The 22908-nt window shown below is 69.9% G+C and carries 19 protein-coding genes; 7 read left to right on the top strand and 12 right to left on the bottom strand.

The features are described 5' to 3' along the window. Window positions 1-467: 467 nt before the first annotated feature. Window positions 468-1394 (top strand): phosphogluconate dehydrogenase (NAD(+)-dependent, decarboxylating), encoded by a 927-nt coding sequence (gene gnd, locus VLK66_RS04360; RefSeq protein WP_325308151.1) that lies wholly within the window; start codon window positions 468-470, stop codon window positions 1392-1394. Beyond that, window positions 1391-2971 carry a glucose-6-phosphate dehydrogenase gene (gene zwf / locus VLK66_RS04365; protein WP_325308152.1) on the top strand — a complete coding sequence of 527 codons (1581 nt, stop codon included), beginning with the start codon at window positions 1391-1393 and terminating at the stop codon, window positions 2969-2971. Before gnd ends, zwf begins: the two co-directional genes overlap by 4 nt. Before the next feature lie 273 nt (window positions 2972-3244). On the opposite strand, the gene VLK66_RS04370 is transcribed toward zwf, so the two are convergent. Together VLK66_RS04370 and VLK66_RS04375 are read right to left on the bottom strand one after the other, a co-directional pair. Next, a complete protein-coding gene (locus tag VLK66_RS04370) occupies window positions 3245-4135 on the bottom strand; it encodes a GntR family transcriptional regulator (RefSeq protein ID WP_325308153.1) in 891 nt (296 codons plus the stop codon). 269 nt (window positions 4136-4404) lie between these two features. Further along, on the bottom strand, window positions 4405-4920 hold the full coding sequence (locus tag VLK66_RS04375; RefSeq protein WP_325308154.1) for a Clp protease N-terminal domain-containing protein: 516 nt from the start codon (window positions 4918-4920) through the stop codon (window positions 4405-4407). A gap of 70 nt (window positions 4921-4990) precedes the next feature. On the opposite strand from VLK66_RS04375, the gene pgl reads away from it, so the two are divergent. Continuing rightward, window positions 4991-5719 (top strand): 6-phosphogluconolactonase, encoded by a 729-nt coding sequence (gene pgl, locus VLK66_RS04380; protein WP_325308155.1) that lies wholly within the window; start codon window positions 4991-4993, stop codon window positions 5717-5719. 752 nt (window positions 5720-6471) lie between these two features. Here the strand turns inward: pgl and VLK66_RS04385 are convergent. Both VLK66_RS04385 and mrdA read right to left on the bottom strand, forming a co-directional pair. After that, window positions 6472-7620 (bottom strand): hypothetical protein, encoded by a 1149-nt coding sequence (locus VLK66_RS04385; protein ID WP_325308156.1) that lies wholly within the window; start codon window positions 7618-7620, stop codon window positions 6472-6474. 703 nt (window positions 7621-8323) lie between these two features. Next, entirely contained in the window at window positions 8324-10282 is a 1959-nt protein-coding gene (gene mrdA / locus VLK66_RS04390; RefSeq protein ID WP_325308157.1) for a penicillin-binding protein 2, read from the bottom strand. Window positions 10283-11066: 784 nt separating this feature from the next. On the opposite strand from mrdA, the gene rho reads away from it, so the two are divergent. Then, the gene (gene rho, locus VLK66_RS04395) at window positions 11067-12245 is read left to right on the top strand and encodes a transcription termination factor Rho (RefSeq protein ID WP_325308158.1); all 1179 of its coding nucleotides are present in this window, start codon (window positions 11067-11069) and stop codon (window positions 12243-12245) included. 234 nt (window positions 12246-12479) lie between these two features. Here rho and VLK66_RS04400 read toward each other — a convergent pair whose 3' ends face one another. From VLK66_RS04400 to VLK66_RS04435, 8 genes are all read right to left on the bottom strand, one after another. Beyond that, on the bottom strand, window positions 12480-13367 hold the full coding sequence (locus tag VLK66_RS04400) for a sulfurtransferase (RefSeq protein ID WP_325308159.1): 888 nt from the start codon (window positions 13365-13367) through the stop codon (window positions 12480-12482). A gap of 497 nt (window positions 13368-13864) precedes the next feature. Further along, a complete protein-coding gene (locus VLK66_RS04405; protein WP_325308160.1) occupies window positions 13865-14122 on the bottom strand; it encodes a CDGSH iron-sulfur domain-containing protein in 258 nt (85 codons plus the stop codon). A gap of 96 nt (window positions 14123-14218) precedes the next feature. Continuing rightward, window positions 14219-14866 (bottom strand): sulfite exporter TauE/SafE family protein, encoded by a 648-nt coding sequence (locus VLK66_RS04410; protein WP_325308161.1) that lies wholly within the window; start codon window positions 14864-14866, stop codon window positions 14219-14221. Window positions 14867-15087: 221 nt separating this feature from the next. Then, window positions 15088-15516, bottom strand: a complete 429-nt coding sequence (locus VLK66_RS04415) for a TonB family protein (RefSeq protein WP_325308162.1) — start codon at window positions 15514-15516, stop codon at window positions 15088-15090. Between the two features lie 39 nt (window positions 15517-15555). Beyond that, complete coding sequence (locus tag VLK66_RS04420) at window positions 15556-16050, bottom strand: DUF4442 domain-containing protein (protein ID WP_325308163.1); 495 nt, start codon at window positions 16048-16050, stop codon at window positions 15556-15558. A 206-nt stretch (window positions 16051-16256) separates the two neighbouring features. After that, window positions 16257-16721 carry a hypothetical protein gene (locus VLK66_RS04425; RefSeq protein ID WP_325308164.1) on the bottom strand — a complete coding sequence of 155 codons (465 nt, stop codon included), beginning with the start codon at window positions 16719-16721 and terminating at the stop codon, window positions 16257-16259. Window positions 16722-17276: 555 nt separating this feature from the next. Further along, window positions 17277-18539, bottom strand: a complete 1263-nt coding sequence (locus tag VLK66_RS04430) for an amidohydrolase family protein (protein WP_325308165.1) — start codon at window positions 18537-18539, stop codon at window positions 17277-17279. Further along, window positions 18536-19939 carry an amidohydrolase gene (locus tag VLK66_RS04435; protein ID WP_325308166.1) on the bottom strand — a complete coding sequence of 468 codons (1404 nt, stop codon included), beginning with the start codon at window positions 19937-19939 and terminating at the stop codon, window positions 18536-18538. The genes VLK66_RS04430 and VLK66_RS04435 overlap by 4 nt, the downstream gene beginning before the upstream one ends. 448 nt (window positions 19940-20387) lie before the next feature. Between VLK66_RS04435 and VLK66_RS04440 the strand changes: the two genes are divergently transcribed. The 3 genes from VLK66_RS04440 to VLK66_RS04450 all read left to right on the top strand — a co-directional run bounded on the left by VLK66_RS04440 (window position 20388) and on the right by VLK66_RS04450 (window position 22878). Then, on the top strand, window positions 20388-21023 hold the full coding sequence (locus VLK66_RS04440) for an OCRE domain-containing protein (RefSeq protein WP_325308167.1): 636 nt from the start codon (window positions 20388-20390) through the stop codon (window positions 21021-21023). Between the two features lie 211 nt (window positions 21024-21234). Beyond that, entirely contained in the window at window positions 21235-22212 is a 978-nt protein-coding gene (locus VLK66_RS04445; protein ID WP_325308168.1) for a DMT family transporter, read from the top strand. A 126-nt stretch (window positions 22213-22338) separates the two neighbouring features. Continuing rightward, complete coding sequence (locus VLK66_RS04450; RefSeq protein WP_325308169.1) at window positions 22339-22878, top strand: GAF domain-containing protein; 540 nt, start codon at window positions 22339-22341, stop codon at window positions 22876-22878. Window positions 22879-22908: the final 30 nt, after the last annotated feature.

Consider the following 22908-nt stretch of genomic DNA (forward strand, 5'->3'; position numbering starts at 1 on the left):
TTCACTCCCGGCGCCGTGAACTCTTCGAAAAACTTCCTCCGCTGCTCCTCCACCGTTCCACTCCAGGGCATGCCCAAGCCTCCTTTGAAGGTCTTGGGCGTTCATTCTGGAGTGTCACCCATCTCTCCGAACGGGTGTAACCTATGTCTCCGGTCTATACAACAGCCTGGGGGAGGGTGTCGCGGCCTGCACCGACCGGCTTGCAGTCCAGCACCGGTGTGTCGGAGGCGAAGGGAAGCAGGGGTGCAGTCCCGCAGGGACTTTGTGCTGTTGTTGCCGGCGAATTCCATTCGCCCTCCCCGCCTTCCGACCGACCGGATGCTCCGCTCCGCATCACCCGCTCCCCATCTCCCGTTCCTGTAACGCCATCGCCCCTCCGCTCCCCTTGCCGCGCCTCGCGCACGCCGCGTAATTGCACCCATCCGCGCCAGGGCGCGCGGGCGGACCGCGAAACCGGGAGGGGGCTCATGCGGCTCGGGATGGTCGGGCTGGGGAAGATGGGCGGGAACATGGTCGAGCGCCTGCTGCGCGGCGGCCACGAGGTGGTGGTGTTCGATCTGGATGCCGAGCTGACGAAGAAGATCGGCTCGGCCGAGCGTGCCACCCCCGTGTTCTCGCTGGAGGAGATGGCGGGCGCGCTCACCGGGCCACGAGTCGTCTGGGTGATGGTGCCCGCCGGCGCGCCCACCGAGGACACCCTGCAGAAGCTGGCGGCCCACATGCAGCCCGGCGACGTGCTGATCGACGGCGGCAACTCCAACTTCCAGGACAGCAGGCGCCGCGCGACCGAGCTGGCGCAGCGCGGCCTGCACTTCGTGGACGCCGGGACCAGCGGCGGCATCTGGGGGCTGAAGGTGGGCTACTGCCTGATGGTGGGCGGCCCCGCCGAGGCCGTGCGCATCTGCGAGCCCGCCTTCCGCACGCTGGCGCCCGAGGACGGGTACCTGCATGTGGGCCCCAGCGGGGCGGGGCACTTCGTGAAGATGGTGCACAACGGCATCGAGTACGGGCTTCTGCAGGCGTACGCCGAGGGGTTCGAGATCATGCACGCCAGCGACTATCCGCTGGACCTGCGCGCCATCGCCGGGCTGTGGAACCACGGGAGCGTGGTGCGCAGCTGGCTGCTGGAGCTGCTGGAGCTGGCCTACGGGCAGGAGGGGCAGGACCTGGAAGCCATCAAGGGGTGGGTGGCCGACAGCGGCGAGGGGCGGTGGACGGTGCAGACCGCGCTGGAGCTGAACGTTCCCGCGCCCGTCATCACCCTCTCGCTCCTCCAGCGCTTCCGCTCGCGGCAGGACCAGAGCTACGGCGCGCAGGTGATCGCGGCGCTGCGCAACCAGTTCGGCGGGCACGCCGTGAGGTCGGCGGACGCCGGGGGCCACGCGGGCGGATGAGCGACGCATCTCCCCAGACCGAGGTGACGATGGCCTCGGGCGCGCCGGCCGATACGCCGCTGCGCAAGACGATGAAGTCGGGGCGCACGCCGGAGCCGCAGGCGCTGGTCATCTTCGGCGCCACGGGCGACCTGACGCGCCGCAAGCTGATGCCCGCCGTCTACAAGCTCTTCTGCGACGGACTTCTCCCCGAGCACTTCGCGGTGGTCGGCTTCGCGCGCGAGGCGATGACGGAGGACGAGTTCCGCCGGCGCATGCGCGAGGCGCTGGGGGAGTTCGCCACGAAGCCGGGCGACGAGGAGTGGGCGCGCTTCGCCCCGCACTTGGCCTACGTGGGCTCGGTGTTCGAGGACCCGGAAGGCTTCCTGGCGCTCCGCCGCCGGCTGGAGGAGCTGGACCGGGAGCAGGGGACGGGGGGGAACCGGCTGTACTACCTGGCCGTCCCGCCGGGGGTGATGGAGCTGGTGGCCGAGCAGCTGGGGCGCGCGGGGCTGGTGTGCGACGCGCGCTCGGATTGCTTCTCGCGCATCATCGTGGAGAAGCCGTTCGGGCACGACCTGGAGAGCGCGCAGCAGCTGAACGCCGACCTGCACCGCGTGTTCGACGAGCGGCAGGTGTTCCGCATCGACCACTACCTGGGGAAGGAGACCACGCAGAACATCCTGGTCTTCCGCTTCGGGAACGTGATCTGGGAGCCGGTGTGGAACCGCACCTTCGTGGACCACGTGGAGATCACCGTGGCCGAGACGGTGGGGGTGGAGCAGCGGGCGGGCTACTACGAGAAGGCGGGCGCGCTGCGCGACATGGTGCAGAGCCACCTCCTGCAGGTGCTGGCCCTGGTCGCGATGGAGCCGCCGGCCAGCTACGACGCTGACTCGATCCGCACCGAGAAGGTGAAGGTGCTGCGCTCCATCCGCCCCATCCGCGGCGAGGACGTGGCGCACGACGCGGTGCGCGGCCAGTACGCGGCGTCGGAAGACGGGAAGGCGGTGGGCTACCGCGCCGAGCCGAACGTGGACCCCCAATCGCGAACGGAGACCTTCGCGGCGCTGCGGCTGTGGATCGACAACTGGCGCTGGGCCGACGTGCCGTTCTACGTGCGCACGGGAAAGCGGCTGAAGAAGAAGGTGAGCGAGGTGGTGGTCCGCTTCCGCCCCGCCCCGCACCCCATCCTCGACAACGTGGAGGGCGACCGGCCGGCGCCCAACGCGCTGGTGCTGAAGATCCAGCCGCAGGAGGGGATCAGCCTGTTCTTCGAGGCCAAGGTGCCGGGGATGCGGGGCGAGCTGCGCCCGGTGTCGATGGACTTCGACTACAGCCGCGCCTTCCAGCGCGAATCCCCCGAGGCGTACCAGCGCCTGCTGCTGGACGCGATGGTGGGCGATGCCACGCTCTTCGCGCGCGAGGACGAGGTCGTGGCCGCGTGGACGCTCATCACCCCGATCCTGGAGGAGTGGGCTCGCACCGGCGAGCCGGAAGCCTACCCCGCCGGGAGCTGGGGCCCCGCGTGCTCGGACCGGCTGATCGGGGAGACGACGCGGGCCGAGGACCGCGGGCGCGAGTGGCGGGAGCCGTGAAAGTGCTGAGTGCTGAGTGCTGCGTGCGGGGTAACTGAAGGCGAATGAATTCGCGGCAACAACTGCACAAAGTCCCTGCGGGACTGCGGTCCAGCATCCGGCTGCTTCTTCCGGCACACTGCCGCCCGCCGGGTGAGCCGGTGGATGCAGGCCGTGCCGATGCCCCGTCCCTCCCCCAGGCGGTTTTGGGGGAGGGACAGGCGGACCGGCGGCGCGACGGGAGTCGCGCCGGGCAAGCCAGGGAGAGGGCCCGCGATGCGGCGGGCGCGCCGCCTACTCTTCCGCCGCGCCGCTGTCCGCGGGGTAGATGCCGCTCATGGCGCGGTCCAGCGCGGCGCGCAGGTCGGCGGCGCTGGCGCCCTGGTGGTACGCGGCGACCACCACCGGGCGGATGAGCCCCGCCAGGTCGTCGATGCGCGCGGGGACGGCGGCGGAGCGCTCGGCGATGCGGGTGCCGCGCGCGCCGTCGGTCACCACCACGCCCAGGCGCTCCAGCTCGGCGTAGGCGCGCGCCACCGTTCCCGGGGCCACGTCCAGCTCGTCGGCCAGGCCGCGGACGGAGGGGAGGCGCTCGCCCGGCTTGGCCCGACCCGTGGCCACCGCCTCCTGCACCTGCCCCACGATCTGCTCGTAGATCGATTTGTCCGACGCATCGTCGACGTGGATCGCCATCCCCGGCGGCGACGACGCGGGGCGGGTGGCGCGCAGGGCCTCGGGGGTGAGGCCGAATGTGGCCAGCGCGCGCGCCCCGATCCCCGTCTCCTCGCCCAGCACCCCGGCCAGCAGGTGGCGCTGGGTGATCTCGGCGGTGTCGCCCATGCGCGCCTCGTCCACGGCCAGTTCCAGCACGCGTTTGGCGCCGGCGGTGTAGGGAAGCTCGCTGCGCACCGGCGCGTTCCCCGGCCGGGCGGGCGCCGCGTCGCGCACGTAGCGCCACAGCTTCTCCGGGTTCACGCCGACCATCCCCAGCAGCCGCACCGCCTCGCAGCCGGAGTCGCGCAGCAGTCCCAGCAGGATGTGCTCGGTGCCCACCTGCGGGTGCCGCAGCTCGGCGGCTTCCTCGCGCGCGTTGGCCAGCGCCAGGCGCACGTCCTCGCCGAAGGTGTAGTGCCCCGCCTGCATTTGTGGCTCGCGCCGCCCCTGCGACCGCCATCCGAACACCATCCGCAGCTCTCCGGAACGGGTAACATCTTGTACTACATATGATAGTACATCGACGGCAGAGATGTGTCAAATCTTCTGGTACAAGAACATCGATCGTATTCGCCAGCCACATCTCCGCGTCTCCCCAACCGCGATTTCTCACGCGGAGAAGCGGAGTCGCGGAGAACCCCGTGCCGTGACGAATCCTCCGCGCCTCCGCGTCTCCGCGTGAGATTCAACGATATAGCGGTCGAGCGACGGTGGAATCGTCAGGACTGTTGTGTACGTACTTAGAGCCGCGTGCTCGGCCCGCGCTCGGGGCCGGAGGCGAATTCGCGGAGCCGCTCCAGGTTGCAGCCGCAGCTCGCCAGCGCGATGCAGGCGGGCGACCGCGGGTTGCGCAGGAGGCCGGCGAGAAGGTGCAGGGGATTGATGACGTCGTTCCCGCGCTCCCCGGCTTCCGCGGCGGCCTGGGCGAGCACCGCGTGCGCCGATGCGCCGAAGGGAAGGTCGCCGAGCGGGACGTCGTGCCCGCCGGGCCGCATCCCGGACCCGATCGCCGCGCGGACGGCGGCGGGATCGACCTCGGTGCGCACCAGCGTGGCGTGGATGAGCTCGTGCTCCAGCAGCGCCAGCAGGATCTCCGCGTCACCCACCTGGCCGCGTCCCGCCCCCGCGGCGATCTCGCGCGCCCGGGCGAGCGTGGGCGTGCAGCGGCGGAAGGCGTGCAGATCCAGCGCGCCGTTCGCCCGCGCCGGGGCCGGACGGAGCCATTTGCGGAAGATGCGGAGCCAGTCCAGAATCATCGGGGTGCGCGCGGCGGGGATCGGATCGGCGCCCGCAATGTAGCGCGCCGGACGGCAAAGGGGAGCGGAGATGAGCGAGGCGAGGATCGAGGTGCACGCGGACGCGCACGCGGCGGCCCGCGCGGGCGCGGAGGCGTTCGTGGCGGAGGCGCGCGCGGCGGTGGAGGCGCGCGGGCGGTTCACGGTCGCGCTCTCCGGCGGCACCGCGCCCAGGGAGATGTACGCGCTGTACGCGGCGGAGGAATTCGCCTCGCGGATCCCGTGGGAGGGCGTGCACCTGTTCTGGGGTGACGAGCGCTGCGTGCCGCCCCGCCACCCGCGCAGCAACTTCGCCGTGGCGTGGGAAGCGTTCATCCGCCGCGTTCCCATCCCCGAAGCCAACGTGCATCGCATCCTCGGCGAGATGCCGGCGGAGGAGGGCGCGGCGCAGTATCGCGACGAGCTGGAGCGGGTCTTCGGTGCCGGCATCCCGCGCTTCGACGTCATCCACCTGGGCGTGGGGCCGGACGCGCACACCTGCTCGCTCTTCCCGTTCAGCGACCTGCTGCGCGAGCGCGAGCGCACCGTCGCCCCCGCGCTCCTCCGCGAGCTGGGCGAGCCGCGCGTGACCTTCACCTTTCCCGTGGTGAACGCGGCGCGGCGGGTGGAGATGTTCGCCGTCGGCGCGGGGAAGGCGGGCATCGCGTGGCAGGTGCTGCGCGGCCCGCTGGACCCCTTCCGCCTCCCCGCCCAGAACGTCCGCCCCGGCGACGGCGACTACGTGTGGATCATGGACGAGGCCGCCGCCGTCAAGCTTTGAGAGGAATGGAATCATACGGAGGTAACGGAGAAACGCGGTTCCCTCCGTTTCCTCCGTGTCATCGTTGGTAGCATCGTCAGCAGCAGCACTGTGCGCGCCGCCAAACTGCCTTATGCCTGCAACTTACGCCACCGGACAAGATCCGTTACCTGCCTGTGGTGGGATAGGTGTGGGATATGTTCACGAAGTCTTCTTCTGGTGTCTGTCCCCCTCGGCGAGGAAGGCCCGCATGCTGCGCCGGCTTCCGCCGCCCGCGCCCGCACCCACTCGTTCTGCGGCTCCTGGTAGATCCGTTCCCGCGTGGCACTGTCGGCGTGGCCGGAGAGGCGGTTGAGCACCCGGGCGTCCTGCGCAAGCTCGAGTGCGAGGTCCGTTGCCTGTCTCCGGAAGCCCGTAAGACGCGCGGCCCTCCTGATGCAAAACGCCCGCAATCGCCTCCAAGGCCTTGAACAACCCGCGTATGGTGCAATCCGACCAAGGTCGCTTTGTCGCACGTGCAGGCTCCGGCTTACGGAATCTGCGAGGCATTCCGCTTTTGTAGCGGCGGCTTCAGCCGCTCCCGCGCAGGCGCCGGACGACGCGGATGTCATTGCCCGTCGCAAACGAGAGCGGCGTCACCCCGCGCGGGATGCCGCCGCTTCGTCATCTGTCGATCAGCGATGGCGACTAGACCGCCGTCCGTGATGTCGCGGGATCTCACCCGGCCGCTTCAGGCCAGTGCGGCCCCCAGGCAGAACTTCATGCCGGCGCCTTCAGCGCACCACATTTGTGTAGCATTCGCGGTAGCCGAACGAATTCGAAACCACGTGCGTCGTGGAAATCCAGCCGTGGATGCTCATGAACCATCCCGAGGCCAGTATCCTGCTGATCTGGGTCGCTCCGAAGTTGCTGCCCGAACGCGGGCTCTGCCAGATCGGGGTGCCGGAGGCCCTCCTGAGACTGGCCGAGTGATCATACGCCAGCATGCCGTCCTGCCACGTGTTCGACCAGCCAAAGAACTTTTTCCGCTCCCACTGGGTCCGCACGCCGGCTTCACCGTATATCCCTAGGTTGGTGATGTACGAGGTGCCTTTCATACGCTTGGTGCCACCGTCGAAAAGTTCGACACAGGCGTCCTTCAGAATGCGTATGCTCGAGCCATCGGATGCCCCATCCGCCGTCCGGACGAGCAGCGGCTCTTCGTCGGACACGGAAGTTTCCACCGGATTCACGACGATCCGCGGATCCGCGGCGGGAGCCGGTGAGCTCAGGGTCGGCACCAACTGGCTCAGCAGGGCCAGGTTCTCCGGGGCGACCACGTAGGCGTTATCGCGGGTCACCTTGTAGATGCTGTCGCCGACCTGAACCTCTCCCTTTTCGTTCAGGATGGAGAGAAACGCATCGCTTACCTCAAAGTCCTCGCGGAACACGCCGTCGTTCTGCAGCGCGATGGCCTCGTTCCCGGTGGGGCCGTCCGTGTAGGCCCATGCCAGCGCGCCGGCCTCCGTCGATTCGCCGTTGTCCAGGTAGCCACGCAGCGACAGGGCCGGGCCCCGTTGCTGCTCCGCGGCGCGAAGCTGGACTTCGGATGCATCGTAAAGCGTGCTCAGGTACGACTCCAGGTCGGCTCCGGAACTGAACACGATCCGCTCCGCCGGCAGCGGGCAGGGGTACAGGTCTCCCGTCGCGGGGTCCAGGCATTGGAGATCCAAGGGAGCGCACGTGGTCCCCAGGCCGGACACAAGGGAGCACACCGGCTGGCACGGGGCCGGGTCGGTGGAGCAGTCCACCGGCACGCCGACGACGTCGGCCTTCACCGTCCGCTCGGGGGTCAGGGTGGTGGAGTCACACGCAGAAATAAATAACCCGATAAGCGCGAAAACTGTGCAGAGCACGAGGCCCCGTCGGCGGAGGTGCGTCATGGTGAACTCCTGTGTCTTCTGGAATGAAGGGGCCGTATGCAGGATTCTACGGCGAGGGAGAGCGGACGCGGCGCTGATGCTCCGCGTCATTTGCATCATACGTCGGGAAATAATTGTTCGCAAGCATTATGGCGTTTTTTGCTCGCCCCGGCGGAGACGATAGGGTACATGAATAAGGCCTTGCAGGCCTTGTTTTCGCTGCCCAGAGTCGCCACGACGGCGAGGTCCGCCGAAGCGCCATCTTTCAAGCCGGCCGGGCCGCTGCTGGGCGGCGTTCTGGCGACCTTCCTTCAGCATCGGTCCCGTGGTGCCCTCGGAGCCTGTAACGGTGCGGGTGTTCCGTCCCCGACGCCCCCTCGCCGCCCGCTGCGGCCCGTAGCCCTGTGGCTCCTGCGGTGCACCGTTCAGGCTCCGCGCCGGACGCGGCTCGGGCTCTATTCGTGTTCCCGGCTTGGGGAAGTATACAGATTGTACGCGCGAGCCCGACGGAGCAGGCCGGAAGGTGGGATAGGTTCTGGGATAGGGTTACCGCGAGAACGCGGCATGTCGGCGCCGGAAGTCCGGTAGGCCCTTCCGAAACATCAAGGATTGACACGGGTTTCGGCATCCGTGCCGATTCCTTTGCTGACTCCGTGTGATCGTAAACAGGAAGGGCGGAGATCGCACGGATCTCCGCCCTTCGCATCGGAACCCGGCCAGCGCCTCAGTTCCGCATGGAGCCCACGGTGCCGGGGTTGATGGACGGCGGCGGGGGCGGCGGCGCGCCCATCATCGCGCCCACGCGGGCCGACTCGGGGGCCAGCAGCGCCGGCGTGGGCCGGCCGTGGATCTTGTTCAGGTAGAAGTTCGCCGCCTCCGACGCGATCGGCGCCGCCGACGACGCGCCGTGCTCGCCGAACTCCACGATCACCGCCACCACGATCTCCGGCGGCTTTCCGCGCGGCCCCGCGAACCCGGTGAACCACCCGTGCGGCCGCGCGGGGTCCGCCGAGTTCTGCGACGTTCCCGTTTTCCCGGAGAGCTGCCAGTTGCGCAGCTCCACGGCGTGCGCGGTGCCGCCCTCCTCGATCACCCGCGCCAGCCCCTCGTGCACCGCCGCCAGCGTGGTGGGCGCCACGTGCAGGTCCGTCTCCACCGGGATGGTGTTCAGCGGCTTCATCAGCAGGTGCGGCGTGCGCGACGTTCCGTTGCCCGCGAGCGCCGAGAAGAACTGCGCCATCCTGAGCGGCGTCTCGTCGTTCGGCCCCTGCCCGATGGCCACGTTCATCACCTCGCTGGGCGGCGGCCGCCACCCGAAGCGGCGCACGTACCACTCGCGCCCGGTGGGGAAGTTCCCCGCCTTCTCCGAGGGCAGGTCCACCCCCGTCTTCCGCCCGAACCCCAGCCGCGTGCCCTCGCGCGTCAGCACGTCCAGCCCCAGCATGATCCCCAGCTGGTAGAAGTAGACGTTGCACGAGTTCTGAATGGCCTGCAGCAGGTTCTGCGGGCCGTGCCCCTCGCGCTTCCAGCAGTGGCTGTAGCGCCCGGCGTAGCTCATCCCGCCGGTGCAGGCGATGGGCATCACCTGCGTGGGGGTGATCACGCCGCGCTCCAGCCCGATCAGCGCCGTGGCCAGCTTCCAGGTGGAGCCGGGGGGATACGTCCCGTGCGTGGCGCGGTTCAGCAGCGGCTTGCCGGGATCGGTGTTCAGCTGCTGCCACACCGCGCGGGGGATGGAGCCCACCAGCAGGTTGGGGTCGTACGTGGGCGCCGAGTACAGCGCCAGGATCTCGCCGGTCGACGGCACCATGGCGACGACCGCGCCGCGGCGGTCCGCCGGCCACACCTGGTGGATGTAGCGCTGCAGGTCCAGGTCCAGCGTAAGGCGCACGTTCTCGCCCGCCGCGGGGTCCTCGCTCAGCCGCCGCGTCAGCCCGCGCACCAGCTTGCCGCGCGCGTCCACCTCCACGTAGCGCGCGCCGGCGCGGCCGCCCAGCATGCGCTCGTACTCGCGCTCCAGCCCCGTCTTGCCGATGTTCTGGCCGCTGCGGTAGCCGCGCCAGTCCTCGCTCTCCAGCTCGCGGTCGCTGATCTCCGACACGTACCCCACCACGTGCCCCACCGCCGCGCCCGCCGGGTAGTGGCGGATGGGGTACGGGTCCACGTGCAGCCCGGTGAGCCGGCCGCTCCGCTCCGCGAACCACGACACCTGCGCGAAGCTCAGGTTGTGCGACACCTGCACCGGCTCGTCGCGGTGGCGCATGCCCCACTCCACCAGCTCCTGGATGCGCGCGTCGTCCAGCCCCACCACCCCCGCCACCTGCCGCAGGCGCGCGCGCAGCTGCTCCGGCGGGCCGGGGTCGGTGGTCAGCGAGTAGCCGGTGACGGTTTCGGCGATGACCTTGCCGTTGCGGTCCAGGATGGCGCCGCGCGGGGCGGGGATGGGCTGGATGCGGAAGCGGTTGTCGTCCGAGCGCAGCACGAACTCGTCGTTGCGGACGATCTGCGTGCGGAAGAACGCCGCCCCCAGCAGCCCCAGCATCATCAGGATGCCGAAGCCCGCCTGGAACGCGCGACGGCGCCGGGCGTGCGGGTGGTACGGGTTGTACGTGCTCAGCGAGCGATTGTAGGTGCTCAGCGAGCCGTTGCGCGTGCTCAGCGAGCGGTCGATCAGGGTTGCCATCGGAGACGGCGAGAGAAACGGCGATGTGGGGGTGCCGTAAACATAGACGCTTTAACGCTTTCGCGCCAGCGTCACGTGCACCGGACCGCGGAGCGGCGGCGGTCGTGTTTTCGGAAGACGGGAAGATGACGCGCATCCACTTCTCCGCGTCACTTCCGCCACCCCGTGCGGTTGCGCGGCTCGGGACGCCTGTTTACCCTTCGGCCGGTTCCATCATCTTCCCGTTTACGGCCGGCGCCGCCCTTTGACGGATGGATTCACGGCCGCCGCTACGATGCCGGCGGCGACATCGCGCTGTTCGACCGCGAGGACGAGCTGGCGCGCACGAGCCCGCTTGAGGGCCGCCGCGCACGAGCTGAACGCCTGCGTGGACCGGCATCGCGACGCGCTTGACTCGCTCCCCGACTCGTTCGCCGCGGGCGGCCGCTGACCCGCCGCGCGCGCCGCGCCGCGATGTGACGCGGCGACCGGTCCGGGCGTCCATGGAGACAGCCTCGACGCGCCGGAGAGGAAGGGGCGGGGACGACGGAGCCGCGGGGGTGCGGACGGTGGATGAGATCCATTGGCCGCCTTGCGTTTCCGTCCCGTTTTGCTATCTTCCTGCTGCCCGCGCACAGATCGGACGTCATCTCCTCCCTGCCGCCTTCCGCGGCACGCAACTTGACGTGCTCCACGCGCGGCCTCTCTGACCAAGCCCACACACGAGGAGACGGGCACTTCCAAACTTCCGGCACTCCGCCGGCGGCGTCTTCGCGTCCCTGAAACGAATTCTGGAATAAACTGCATGACCATTTCCGCCCAAACTGCCGCAGCGGAGCGCGAGCCGCGCCCGGCCGCCGCCCCCGCCGCGTCGGGCCTCCTCGAGATCCTTCCCAGCGGCAGCGGTTTCCTGCGTACCCTGGCCAACGGCTACCAGTCGGCCGACGGCGACGTGTTCGTCAGCCAGTCGCTGATCCGCCGCTTCGGGTTGCGCACCGGCGACCGCGTGGAGGGCTCGGTGGGCACGCCGCCGGGGCGCGGCAAGAGCGCCCCGCTGGACGCCGTGACCGCGGTGAACGGGCTGGACCCGGCGCTCGCCCGCGGCCGCGTGGACTTCGGCTCGCTCCCGGCCACCTATCCCGACGAGCAGCTGCGCCTTGAGTGCGAGTCGCAGCGCTTCCGCGGCAAGCGCGACAACACCAACCGCATCATCGACCTCATCGCCCCGCTGGGGAAGGGGCAGCGCGCCCTGATCGTGGCGCCGTCGAAGGCCGGCAAGACCACCGTGCTCCAGAACATCATGGAGGGCGTGGCGGTCAACTATCCCGAAGCGGTGCTGCTGGTGCTGCTGGTGGACGAGCGCCCCGAGGAAGTGACGGAGATGGAGATGCTGGGGCGCGGCGAGGTCATCGCCAGCTCCTTCGACTGCCCGGCCGAGCGGCACGTGGCGGTGGCCGAGATGGTGCTGGAGCACGCCCGCCGGCAGGTGGAGAGCGGGCGCGACGTGGTGATCGTGCTGGATTCGCTGACGCGCCTGGCGCGCGCCTACAACACCACCGAGCGCGGCACCGGCCGCGTGCTGTCGGGCGGCATCGACAGCGGCGCGCTGGAAAAGCCCAAGCGCTTCTTCGGCAGCGCGCGCAAGGTGCGCGGCGGCACCGGCAGCCTCACCATCATCGCCACCGCGCTGATCGAGACCGGCAGCCGCGGCGACGAGGTGATCTTCGAGGAGTTCAAGGGCACCGGCAACAGCGAGATCGTGCTGGACCGCGAGCTGGCCGACCGCCGCATCTTCCCGGCGATCAACGTGGACAAGAGCTCCACCCGCCGCGAGGAGCTGCTCTTCGCCGCCGACGAGGTGGACAAGGCCATGCAGCTGCGCCGCGCGCTGAACTCGCTGCAGCCCGCCGACGCCATCGAGCTGCTGAACAAGCAGCTGAACGACACCAAGACCAACCGCGAGCTGCTCAGCCGGCTCCGCTAGGTTCTTTCGGACATCGCAGCAAAAGAGGACGGCGCCGCAAGGTGCCGTCCTCTTCTGTATTCAGTATTCCGGAGATCGCTGGATCTCACGCGGAGCCGCGGAGACGCGGAGGTGCAGGCAAAGTCCTTCCGCGTCTCCGTGACGCCCGGTGGGGCCAATGCCGGGAGACGCGAAGAACTCTGTGTCGCGATCAGTTCTCCGCGTCTCCGCGTCTCCGCGTGAGATTACCGGACGCTACGGACGCTCGATGGGGAGGCGCACCGCGTTGCCCCACTCCGTCCACGAGCCGTCGTAGTTGCGCACGTTCGGCCAGCCGAGCAGGTAGCTGAGCGCGAACCAGGTGTGCGACGAGCGCTCGCCGATGCGGCAGTAGGCGATGGTCTCCTCGCCCGGCTTAAGCCCGAGCTGCCCCTCGTACAGCCCGCGCAGTTCCTCGGCGCCGCGGAACTCGCCGGTGTCGGGGTTCACGGCGCGCGCCCAGGGCATGCTCTTCGCCCCCGGGATGTGGCCGCCGCGGACGGCGCCTTCCTGCGGGTACTCGGGCATGTGCAGCTTCTCGCCGCGGTACTCCTCGGGCGAGCGGACGTCCACCAGCTGCCCGTGCTTCTTCACGTGCTGCAGCACGTCGTCGCGGAAGGCGCGGATCTTCTCGTCGTCGCGCTTGGGCACCGGGTACTCGGCCGGCGGATACGACGGGTAATCGGTGCTGGTCGGGCGCCCCTCGTCGTCCCACTTCTTCCGCCCGCCGTCCATGATCTTCACCCGGTTGTGGCCGAAGAGGCGGAAGACCCAGAGGGCGTACGTGGCCCACCAGTTGTTCTTGTCGCCGTAGAAGACGACGGTGGTGTCGGGGGTGATCCCCTTCTCGCGCATCAGCTTCGCGAACGCCTCCTCGTCCAGGTAGTCGCGGTCCAGCGGGTTCTGCAGGTCGGTGTGCCAGTCGATCTTCACGGCGCCGGGAACGTGGCCCACGTCGTACAGCAGCACGTCCTCGTCGCTCTCGGCGATGCGGATGCCGGGGTCGTTCAGGTGGTCGGCCACCCACTGCGTGGAAACCAGCGCCTCGGGGTGCGCGTAGCCGCGCGCCTCGATGGGGGTGGGGGTGGTCAGCGTGTCGGTCATTCCATCCCTCCTGGATTGATCAGGTGTTTCGCCCGCCCGCCGTGCCCGCGCGCCCCCGCCCGGAGACAGGAACGCCCGGCCTCGCAAGTGCGGACCGGGCGGCGCGGCCGGGTGGGTTGACCCGGCGAAGTTGGACCCGCGCTTCAGCAGCGCGCGCGCACCGTCGGTCCGTCCGGAGACGGGCGACAGGCGGTACAGGCGCGGAAGCAGGCGGCGAAGGTCATGCCTGCCATCCTATGGGAACCGCTGGATGATGTCAAGAATCATTCTTTGCGTCCGTGGGTGACGGATCGATCGATGTCGGCGCGCTATTGGACCGCGACGCGTCTCCGCCGTATCGCGCCCTCTCCGGCCGGCCGAGGCTGTCCACTCTCCCGTACCGGGAGAGGTAGCTGCCGCGACATCTCCGCGCTGCGATTCCGTCGAGAGCGCAACGAAACGCGAGCCCCTGCGCATGAATGGCGCGGGAGCTCGCGATTTCCATCCAGAGAAGCGCCCTACGAGTTGCCGCCCTCGGCCTCGCGGACGGCGCGCTCGGCGGCCTGGAAGCCGAGCTTGGAGTGCGTGCCGTCGCAGAACGGCTTGTTCGTCGACGCGCCGCAGCGGCACAGGGAGATGCCCTTCCCCGGCGTGAGCGGGTACTCGTTCCCGTCCGCGTCCACGAGCCGGATCGGCCCCTCCACGCGGTACGGCCCGTTGTTACGGACGGTGATGGTGACCTGCGGCGTCTCGGCCTGCGGCGTTTCGTCGGTCATTCGCGGTTATCCGGGAAGAAGGAAGTCCTAAGTCCTAAGTGCTAAGTCCTAAGCTTGGTGACGGAATCACCCTCTACTTTCGCACTCTCGCACTCATCAGGCCGCGCTGAGGGCGCCGGCCATCCACACGATGCCGAGGGTGGCGCTGCCTACGGCCGTCAGCGTGCGCAGGGTGCGGCCGAGCGTGGGGACGCGCGTGCCGGCCTGGTCGAAGAGGAGGCCGGCGGCGACCGCGTAGAGTCCCATCGCAACCGTGGTGCCGACGCCGAAGAAGAGCAGGTAGGCGCCCGCGAGCCAGGCCGAGCGCGTCAGCGCGGCGGGGAGGAGCGCCACCAGCGGCGCCGTGCCCGCCAGCCCGTGCGCCATCCCCACCCACAGGCTGCCGTGGCGGTGCGTGTGCGGATGCGCGTGGTCGTGCTCGCCGCCGCGCGCGGCCATGCGGTGCGCGCGCTCGTGCAGCACGCTCCAGAGCAGCCACGCGCCCAGCCCCAGCAGCATCCCGCCCACGCCGAACTCCAGCCCGCGCGTCAGCCGCTCGGGCACGCGCAGGTCCAGCGCCACCAGCAGCAGCCCGACCACCAGCAGCGCCGCCGAGTGCCCCACGCCCCAGCGCACGCCGAACGCCACCGACTTGGCGGGGCCCGGGCGGCGCGAGACGAAGGTGGTGACCGCAGCCATGTGGTCGGGCTCCAGCGCGTGCGCGAAGCCCGCGATCAGCGCGGTCAGGAGCGGAAGCAGGTGCATCAGGGGAGCGCGGGCGAGGAGAAAACGGAGCGCGGGCGGAGCAGGCTCCGTCCGCGCGCGCAGAAGTCTATCCCCATCCCCCGGGTCCGTCAATCGAATCCGTCACCGCAAAGTGCTGAGTGCCGAGTGCCGAGTGCCGAGTGCCGAACCACGCGGCCGTGTGGATGCCCAACTTGAAGTTCCACTCAGGACTTGGGACTCAGGACTCAGGACTTCTTCTATCAGTTCAGATTGAACGTCAGCGTGAAGCGGGTGCGCACGTCGTACGGCACGTCGTCCAGCGTGGCGGGGGTGAAGCGCAGGTGCTCGGCGATGGCGGCCACGTAGCGGTCCACGAACTCGTCGCCGGTGGGCTGCACCACCTCCACGTAGCTTACCGTGCCGCGGCGGTTGACGACGAGCCGCACGACCGCCGACCTGCTCACCGGCGCGGGCATCTTCCCCGCCTGCGGATGGTGCTCGGCGACGCCGTGGAGCAGGTCCACCAGCTCCTGGCGGTTCTCCAGCACGGGGCTGCACGCCCGCTTCCCCGGCGCGGGGGCCACGTAGTCCGCATCCAGCCGGATCAGCGCCTGGTACGCGCGCCCGCCCTCCAGCGAGGTCTCGACCAGGCCCAGGTTCGTGGAGCTCTCGAAGAGCCCCGGCGTCACCCACTTCCGGAGACAATCTATGGGCGCCGATAAAATCTGTCATCCCGCGGCGTCGGCGGCGGATGCGGCACCGGAGCGCTTTTGGGGGCGGATGTGGATCACCTTCTCCACCTCGGCGTGCACGGTGCCCTCCGCGTCCGCCAGCTCGATGCGGTAGGTGCGGTCGAGGGCGCGCTCCGTCTTCAGCGCCTGGCGAATGGCGCCGAGCTCCGCGTCGTCCAGGGTGAAGCGGGCGTGCAGCGTGGTGCGGCCGGGCTTGCGGAAGCGGATGGACGCGGACTTGTCCCACACGGTGTAGCCGGGGCCGAGCAGCTTGATCAGCATCACCATGTAGATGGGGTCCACCGCGCCGTACATGCTGCCGCCGAAGATGGTGCCTACGTAGTTGCGCGTGCGCCGGCTCAGCGGGATCTCCACCCGCACCTCGTACCAGTCGTCGGCGATGTAGGTGATCCTGCCGCCCGTCCCCCGGTACGCGGGGAAGAAGTGGGTGACGGCGATGCGCGTCAGGCGCGTGCGGAGCGATTCGGGCATCGGGATACGCGTCTGGGGATGAGGACCGTGGCGCGTCCATCCTACGATCCTGCTTGGCCGATGGAAATGCCTCACGCGGAGCCGCGGAGAACTCCGTCCAGCGATGAGTTCTCTGCGTCTCCGCGTCTCCGCGTCTCCGCGTGAGATCAAAAGCGAAGCGTCCCCCGCGAAGGCGCGGGGGACGCTTCGATTCCAGGCCGCAGCGGTCAGCAGTCGCCGATCGGGGCGTAGATGCGGGCGTCCAGGCTGCTGCCGGTGGGGTAGTTCGCGATCACCTGGTACTCGTACCAGCCGCCGTAGATGTTCCCGTCCGGCCCCTCGATGTCGCACTTCATGTACGAGCCCGTCCAGGGGTTCGCGGTGTCGAGATACGACGTGGAGGTGACGGTGGCGAGCGTACCGATGAAGCGGCGCTGGTAGGCACCGTTCACGGTGTTGTAGTTGATGAGGCTCACCTTGTACGAGGTGGCGCCCGCTGGCGCGGTCCAGCTGACCAGCGGGTAGCCGCCCGAGTTGGTGACGGAGAGCCCGGTGGGCGCCGACAGGGTGAAGCGCGCGGGTGTCTGCGCCGGGGTGCGGGCGGCCGGCGAGGCCGTGGGCGTGTCGCACGCGGCGGCCGCGATGATGGCCAGCAGCGCCGCGGCGCCGCGCAGGGTGGAGAACCGTCGCATCCTTCCTCCTTCCACAGGGGATGGTGCGCGCCAGACCAGGCCGGCGCATGAAGGCGTCCTCGTCTCTGCTCGTGAAGGGCTAAAGAGGACGGAAGTGGATCCGCCCCTCCCGTCACGCGGTTGCGCACCGGGAGAATCTCCAACGCCCAACTTAGCTGTCTCAGGAAGACGACCTAAATCTAAACCATGCGTTTAATGACCGCAATTGTAAATTTCGTCTATCTCCAGAGCGGGTGGATCTCACGGAGAGATGCAGAGCCGCGAAGAACTCCGTCCAGCCGGTGATGCCGAGTTCGGGATCGATCGTGCAATCCGGCAAGCGCACGTGCGACCTCGCCTATAGATCCTTCGGCCTGCTGCCGTTCGTGTGGGGGCAATAACGGTGTGACCGGCCTCAGGATGACGTCTCTTTGTGCGTTTGCGATGCTCAGGTGATTGCCAGACCCGGTAAGAATTCTCGCGTCTCCGCGTGAGCCCAAAGCGAAGCGTCCCCCGCGCCGAAGCACGGGGGACGCCCGATCGCCATCTACCGAAATCGTACTTTCGTACTTCCGCCTACTGCCGGTACGCCCGCGAATCGTCGAGGTGGCGGTAGCGGTCGCGGAGCTGCGTCTCGCGGCTCACCAGCGGGATCTCGCGGCCGCGGATGAACACGTGCTCCACGCGGGTCAGCAGCTCCAGCGGGTCGCCGTCCCACACCACCACGTTGGCCACCTTCCCCGGCTCCAGCGACCCGTAGCGGTCCGCCACGCCCCAGATCTGCGCGGGGTAGAGGGTCACCGCGCGGAACGCCTCCTCCCACGGGAGCCCGTAGGCCACGGCGTTGCCGGCTTCCTGGCGGATGTTGTACGCCTTGAAGGTCTCGCCGCTGGTGATGGCCACCTGCACGCCGGCCCGGCGCAGGAGCGCGGCGTTCTCGTAGCGCGCGCCCAGCGCCTCGTAGCTGGCGGGAAGGTTGTTCAGCACCTTCACGATCACCGGCACGTGCGCGGCGGCCAGGTCCTGCGCCACCATCCACCCCTCGGTGCCGCCGGAGATGATCAGCTTCAGCCCGTACTCGCGGGCCACGCGGATGGCCTCCTGGATGTCGGCCGCGCGGTGCGCCTCCACCACCAGCGGAAGGCGCCCGGCCAGCACCGGCTGCAGCGCCTGCAGGTCCAGCCGGCTCACGGAAAGCTCGCGGCTCTCGCCCCGGTCGTAGCTCGCCGGGTTGCGGCCGTACGCCTTCGCGTCCTCCAGCACCTCGCGCAGGCGCATGATGATGCCGCCGCGGGCGCCGTGCCCCGCGTCGCGCGCGTTCTCGCCGATGCTGGCCCACATCCCCGCGGGGTTGCGGATCAGCATGGTCTCCACGCGGCTGCCGTCCAGGTCCAGCAGCACGCCCTGCCCGGCGATCAGCCCGCCGGTGGGCCGGCTCACCGCGGTCGTCACCCCGGCGATGCGCGTGACCGGGATCACCATCGACCGGGGATTGAGCCCGTCGGCCACGTTGAAGCCGGCGGCCACGCGGTCGGTGTCCTGCATCCGGAAGTCGTTGGTCTCCTGGACGCCGCCGACCTCGACCAGGCCCAGGTTGGTGGAGCTCTCGAAGAGCCCCGGCGTCACCCACTTCCCGCGCGCGTCGATGCGGACGGCACCGGCGGGGATGGCGATGCCGGCGCCGACGGCGGAGATGCGGCCGTCCTGAATGAGCACGGTGCCGCCGCGGATGGGCGCGCCGGCGGCGGTGTACACGGTGCCGCCCTCGATGGCCACGGTCTGCGCCGCGGCGGGGGCCGCGGCCAGGAGCATGGCGGCGGCGACGATTCGGGTTCTCACTGGCTGGCCTCCGCTGGGAACAGTCCCACCTCAAAGTCGGTCCGGGGCTGGCGCCGCGGGTTGAAACGGTCGAACATCAGCGCGCCGTCGATGAAGACCTGGTCGGCGCGGGTGTAGACCGAGAAGGGGTTGCCGGACCAGATCACCACGTCGGCGTTCTTCCCCGGCTCCAGCGTGCCCACCCAGCGGTCGATCCCCAGCGCCCACGCGGGGTTGGCCGTCATCCAGCGCAGCGCGTCGTTGGGCGACACGTCAATGCCGATCTCCCGCCCCGCCTCGATGGCCTTGGCCGCCTCCTGGTTCAGCTTCTGGATTCCCGTGGGGTCGTCGGAGTGCACGATGGCGCGCACGCCGGCCTCGAACACCAGCGGGAGGTTGGCGCGGGTGAAGTCCAGCGCCTCCATTTTGAACCCCCACCAGTCGGCCCAGAGCGAGGCGCTGATGGAGTCGGCTGCCAGCAGGTCGCGGATCTTGTACGCCTCCACGCCGTGGTGGAACGAGCGGATGTGGTAGCCGAACTCGCGCGACATGTCGATCATCTGCGCCATCTCGTCGGCCCGGTAGCAGTGGTTGTGCACCAGGATCTCGCCGCGCAGCACGCCGGCCATGGTCTCCAGCTCTAGGTCGCGCTCGGGCGCGGTTCCCGAGTGGTCGCCGCGGTCCCAGCGGTCCCACTTCTCGCGGTACGCCTGCGCGCGGATCCAGGCCTGCCGGTCCCACGCCATCTCGCCCATCCGGGTCGACGGCCCGCCGCGGTTGCCGTACACGCGCTTGGGGTTCTCGCCGCAGGCCATCTTCAGCCCGTACGGCGCGCCGGGAAACTTCATCCCCTGCACGGTGCGGCTGGGCACGTTCTTCAGCACCACGCTGCGCCCGCCGAACAGGTTGGCGCTTCCGGGAAGGATCTGCAGGGTGGTGACGCCGCCCTCCAGCGCGCGCACGAAGCCGGGGTCCTGGGGCCAGACGGAGTGCTCGGCCCACACCTCGGCGGTGTTGGGCTGCGTGGCCTCGTTGCCGTCGCTGTGCGCCTGCACCTCGGGGCTCGGGTAGACGCCCAGGTGCGAGTGGTCGTCGATGATGCCGGGGGTGACGTACTTCCCCGTGGCATCGATCACCGTCACCCCCGCGGGCGCGGTTACGGTGGCGCCCACGGCGGCGATCTTCCCGTCCACCATCAGCACCTGGCCGTTGGGGATCACCTGCCCCGCCGCGGTCATCACCGTGCCGCCGCGGATGAGCGTGGGGGTGGACGCGAAGGGGCGGTACGTGCTGGGGAAGGGCGTCGGGGCGCGCGCGGGGGCGGGCTGGCTCTGCGCGCCCGGCCGCGTGGCCGGACGTGCCTGCCCCCCTGCGCACGCCGCGGCCGCCGCCAGCACGAGCGCGTACGGCGCACGTTTCATCGGGTCGGGCTCCTGCGTGGGAGATCGGGGAAGATGGGGATGGATGGGCGCCAAACTAGGCGCGGTGAACGGCGCGTGGCAAGATGGGTGAATACCGTATACATCTTCGTCGTCCCCCCTTTCGGTTCTCTCCGTTTGAAGATGCTGGATCTCACGCGGAGACGCGGAGACGCGGAGGTGTATGGAAGCGCTTCCGCGTCTCCGCGTGAGATCCAGCGATGCGGGAGAGGCGCGGAGGGGCCGGGTGCGCCCACTGTCCCCCCGGCGGACGCCTCCCGTCCCCGCGCGTGGACGCGGCGCCACCGTCCGTTTCGTGCGCGGACGGGCAAAGCCGCGCGCCCGCTGAAAAATCTCCCATCCGCTTGGGAATACCGGAGATGGCACCGCCCTTGCTCCTTCCACGGCCAAACGGGCGTAGCAGATCGCCGTAACCAGGAGTTTCTGACCAATGACGAGCAAGCTGACCCTCCCCCTGGCCCTGGTGGTGGCCGCCGCGTTCTCGGCGTCGCCGGCACTGGCCCAGCACGGGAACGGGCATGGGAACGGCCGCGGGCACGAGGCCAAGGAGCACGGCCGCGGCCACGACGACCGCGACGGCGACCGCCACACCGATCGGCGTGACGACCGGCGGGACGACCGCCGCAGCGACAGCTGGCGCCGCAGCAACGGCACGCTGAGCCGCCGGGTGCCGCCGGGGTGGTGCATCGGGCGCGGGAACCCGCACAACACGGTGGCCAACTGCGGCCGCGGCAACAACCGCTACGACCGGCGCTACGATCCGCGCTACCGCGACCAGTACGGCAGCACCAGCGGCCGCACCACGGACCGCTTCGGCCGCTCGTACGACCCGCGCACCGGCCGCTACTACGATTCGCGCACGGGCCGCTACTACGACTCGCGCGGCAACGTGTACGGCGGTTCGAGCAGCAGCAACCGCGGCGCGTTCGACGCGTGGAAGCGCAACCACGACGCGCAGTGCCGCGCCCTGGCGCGCCAGCGCCCGCTGGACCTGAGCTACCAGAGCCGGGTGCGCAACCAGTGCGTGGCCGAGGAGCGCGACGCCCGCCGCCGCTACGGTGTCTGACCTCGCCTGACCGGCTGACGGACTTCGGCCCCTCGCCCAATTCACGGGCGGGGGGCTGATTCTCTTGGGCCTTACGCGGAGACGCGGCGGCGAACCGGATCGCGGCGCAGGTGTAACGTGCGGCGAAGCTGCGGGCGGGATAGAATGGAGACGACGAAGCGCGGGAGGGGCCGGTGCCCTTCCCGCGTGCCGTTCAAGGAAAGGCGGAGGGATGACGCGGCAGGAGGTGGAAGCGAGCGCGATCCAGGCGGAGGCGGGCGGCCCCGTTCCCGGCTGGGGATGGACGGAGACGGCGCTCTCGCTGATGGTGCTCGTGTGGGGCGTGAACTACTCGGTGGTGAAGCACGCGCTGGCGCAGTTCGATCCGCTGGCCTTCAACGCCCTCCGCTTCTGCATCGCCAGCGTGTTCGTGTGGATGGTGATGCGCGCGCAGGGCGACGTGGGCCGCCCCGAGCGCCGCGACGTACTCCGGCTGATCGGGCTGGGGATCCTGGGGAACGTGATCTACCAGGGATGCTTCGTGCTGGGGCTCGCGCGGACGCCCGCGGGAAGCGCCAGCCTGATCCTGGCGGTGAGCCCGGTGATGACCGCGATGCTCTCCGCGCTGACCGGACACGAGCGCCCGGGGTGGCGCACCTGGGGCGGCGCTGCGGTCGCCATCGGCGGGATCGCGTTGATCACCGGCTCGGGGATCGGGCTGCGCAGCGCGCGCGAGGTCACGGGCGACGTGATCCTGATCTTCGCCGCATTCGCGTGGGCGGCGTACACCGTCAGCGCCCGGCCGATGGTGCGCAAGTACGGCGCGGTGCGCACCACCGCGTGGACGATGTGGACCGGCGCGGTCGGGCTGGTGGCGCTCGGCTCGCCCGCGCTGGTGCGGCAGGACTGGGGGAAGGTGGACGTGCTGGACTGGGCGGCGCTGGTGTTCTCGGCGCTCTTCGCCATCGGGCTGGCATACCTGATCTGGTATCGCGGCGTGGAGCGGATCGGCAACACGCGCACCGCCATCTTCTCCAACCTGAGCCCCGTGGTCGCGGTCGCCTGCGCGGCGGTGCTGCTGCACGAGCGGCCGTCGGAGTGGGCGCTCCTCGGCGCGATCCTGACCCTCGGTGGCGTGATGATCGTCCGCTCCGACCCCGGCCACGCCTCCCCCGCGGCGCGCATCATGGAGGCGGAAGCGGCGGACTGAGGTTTCCGCGTCTTCCGCGCATCGCTGGATCTCACGCGGAGACGCGGAGGTGCATGGGAACCCGCTCCGCGTCTCCGCGGCTCCGCGTGAGGCCAGGTTTCTTCAACGAGAGATAGAGTACGGACGATGGCGGAATACACGCTGGTGGCGGACCGGACGGGCGAACTGCGGATGGACGCGGCGGCGAAGGAGGAGCGCTACCGCGACGTGGCCGCGCAGATCGAGGCGGTGCTCGCCCCCGAGCGCGACCTGCTGGCGGCGATGACCACGGTGGTCTGCCTCCTCCACAACGCGTTCCCCTACTTCTTCTGGACGGGCTTCTACCGCCGGGTGGGCGCCACGCGCCTGCTCGTCGGCCCGTACCAGGGGACGATGGGGTGCCTGGAGATCGACTTCGCGCGCGGGGTCTGCGGCGCCGCGGCGCGCGAGCGGCGGACGCAGCTCGTCGCGGACGTGAACGCCTTCCCCGGCCACATCGCCTGCGACTCGGCCTCCGCGTCGGAGATCGTGGTGCCGGTGCTGGACGCGCGCGGCGAGCTGATCGCCGTGCTGGACGTGGACAGCACCCTCCCCGCCGCCTTCGACGAGACGGACCAGCGCTGGCTCGAACGGATCGTCACTCTGCTGGCCGGCAAGGAGATTCTCCCCGTCGTCTCGGTCGAATGAAAGCGCGGCGCGGGGATGCCCGTCCCCGCG

The organism is Longimicrobium sp. (assembly GCF_035474595.1).
In the GTDB taxonomy this organism is placed as follows: domain Bacteria; phylum Gemmatimonadota; class Gemmatimonadetes; order Longimicrobiales; family Longimicrobiaceae; genus Longimicrobium.

Bases quoted from the DNA above. Each gene is read 5' to 3' on its own strand.
- VLK66_RS04375 (WP_325308154.1), bottom strand. From the start codon at position 4,920: ATGATTCTGGACTGGCTCCGCATCTTCCGCAAATGGCTCCGTCCGGCC.
- VLK66_RS04425 (WP_325308164.1), bottom strand. From the start codon at position 16,721: ATGCGACGGTTCTCCACCCTGCGCGGCGCCGCGGCGCTGCTGGCCATC.
- VLK66_RS04445 (WP_325308168.1), top strand. From the start codon at position 21,235: ATGACGCGGCAGGAGGTGGAAGCGAGCGCGATCCAGGCGGAGGCGGGC.
- VLK66_RS04435 (WP_325308166.1), bottom strand. From the start codon at position 19,939: ATGAAACGTGCGCCGTACGCGCTCGTGCTGGCGGCGGCCGCGGCGTGC.
- VLK66_RS04410 (WP_325308161.1), bottom strand. From the start codon at position 14,866: ATGCACCTGCTTCCGCTCCTGACCGCGCTGATCGCGGGCTTCGCGCAC.
- VLK66_RS04370 (WP_325308153.1), bottom strand. From the start codon at position 4,135: ATGGTGTTCGGATGGCGGTCGCAGGGGCGGCGCGAGCCACAAATGCAG.
- VLK66_RS04450 (WP_325308169.1), top strand. From the start codon at position 22,339: ATGGCGGAATACACGCTGGTGGCGGACCGGACGGGCGAACTGCGGATG.
- VLK66_RS04440 (WP_325308167.1), top strand. From the start codon at position 20,388: ATGACGAGCAAGCTGACCCTCCCCCTGGCCCTGGTGGTGGCCGCCGCG.
- VLK66_RS04400 (WP_325308159.1), bottom strand. From the start codon at position 13,367: ATGACCGACACGCTGACCACCCCCACCCCCATCGAGGCGCGCGGCTAC.
- pgl (WP_325308155.1), top strand. From the start codon at position 4,991: ATGAGCGAGGCGAGGATCGAGGTGCACGCGGACGCGCACGCGGCGGCC.
- gnd (WP_325308151.1), top strand. From the start codon at position 468: ATGCGGCTCGGGATGGTCGGGCTGGGGAAGATGGGCGGGAACATGGTC.
- VLK66_RS04405 (WP_325308160.1), bottom strand. From the start codon at position 14,122: ATGACCGACGAAACGCCGCAGGCCGAGACGCCGCAGGTCACCATCACC.
- rho (WP_325308158.1), top strand. From the start codon at position 11,067: ATGACCATTTCCGCCCAAACTGCCGCAGCGGAGCGCGAGCCGCGCCCG.
- VLK66_RS04385 (WP_325308156.1), bottom strand. From the start codon at position 7,620: ATGACGCACCTCCGCCGACGGGGCCTCGTGCTCTGCACAGTTTTCGCG.
- zwf (WP_325308152.1), top strand. From the start codon at position 1,391: ATGAGCGACGCATCTCCCCAGACCGAGGTGACGATGGCCTCGGGCGCG.
- mrdA (WP_325308157.1), bottom strand. From the start codon at position 10,282: ATGGCAACCCTGATCGACCGCTCGCTGAGCACGCGCAACGGCTCGCTG.
- VLK66_RS04420 (WP_325308163.1), bottom strand. From the start codon at position 16,050: ATGCCCGAATCGCTCCGCACGCGCCTGACGCGCATCGCCGTCACCCAC.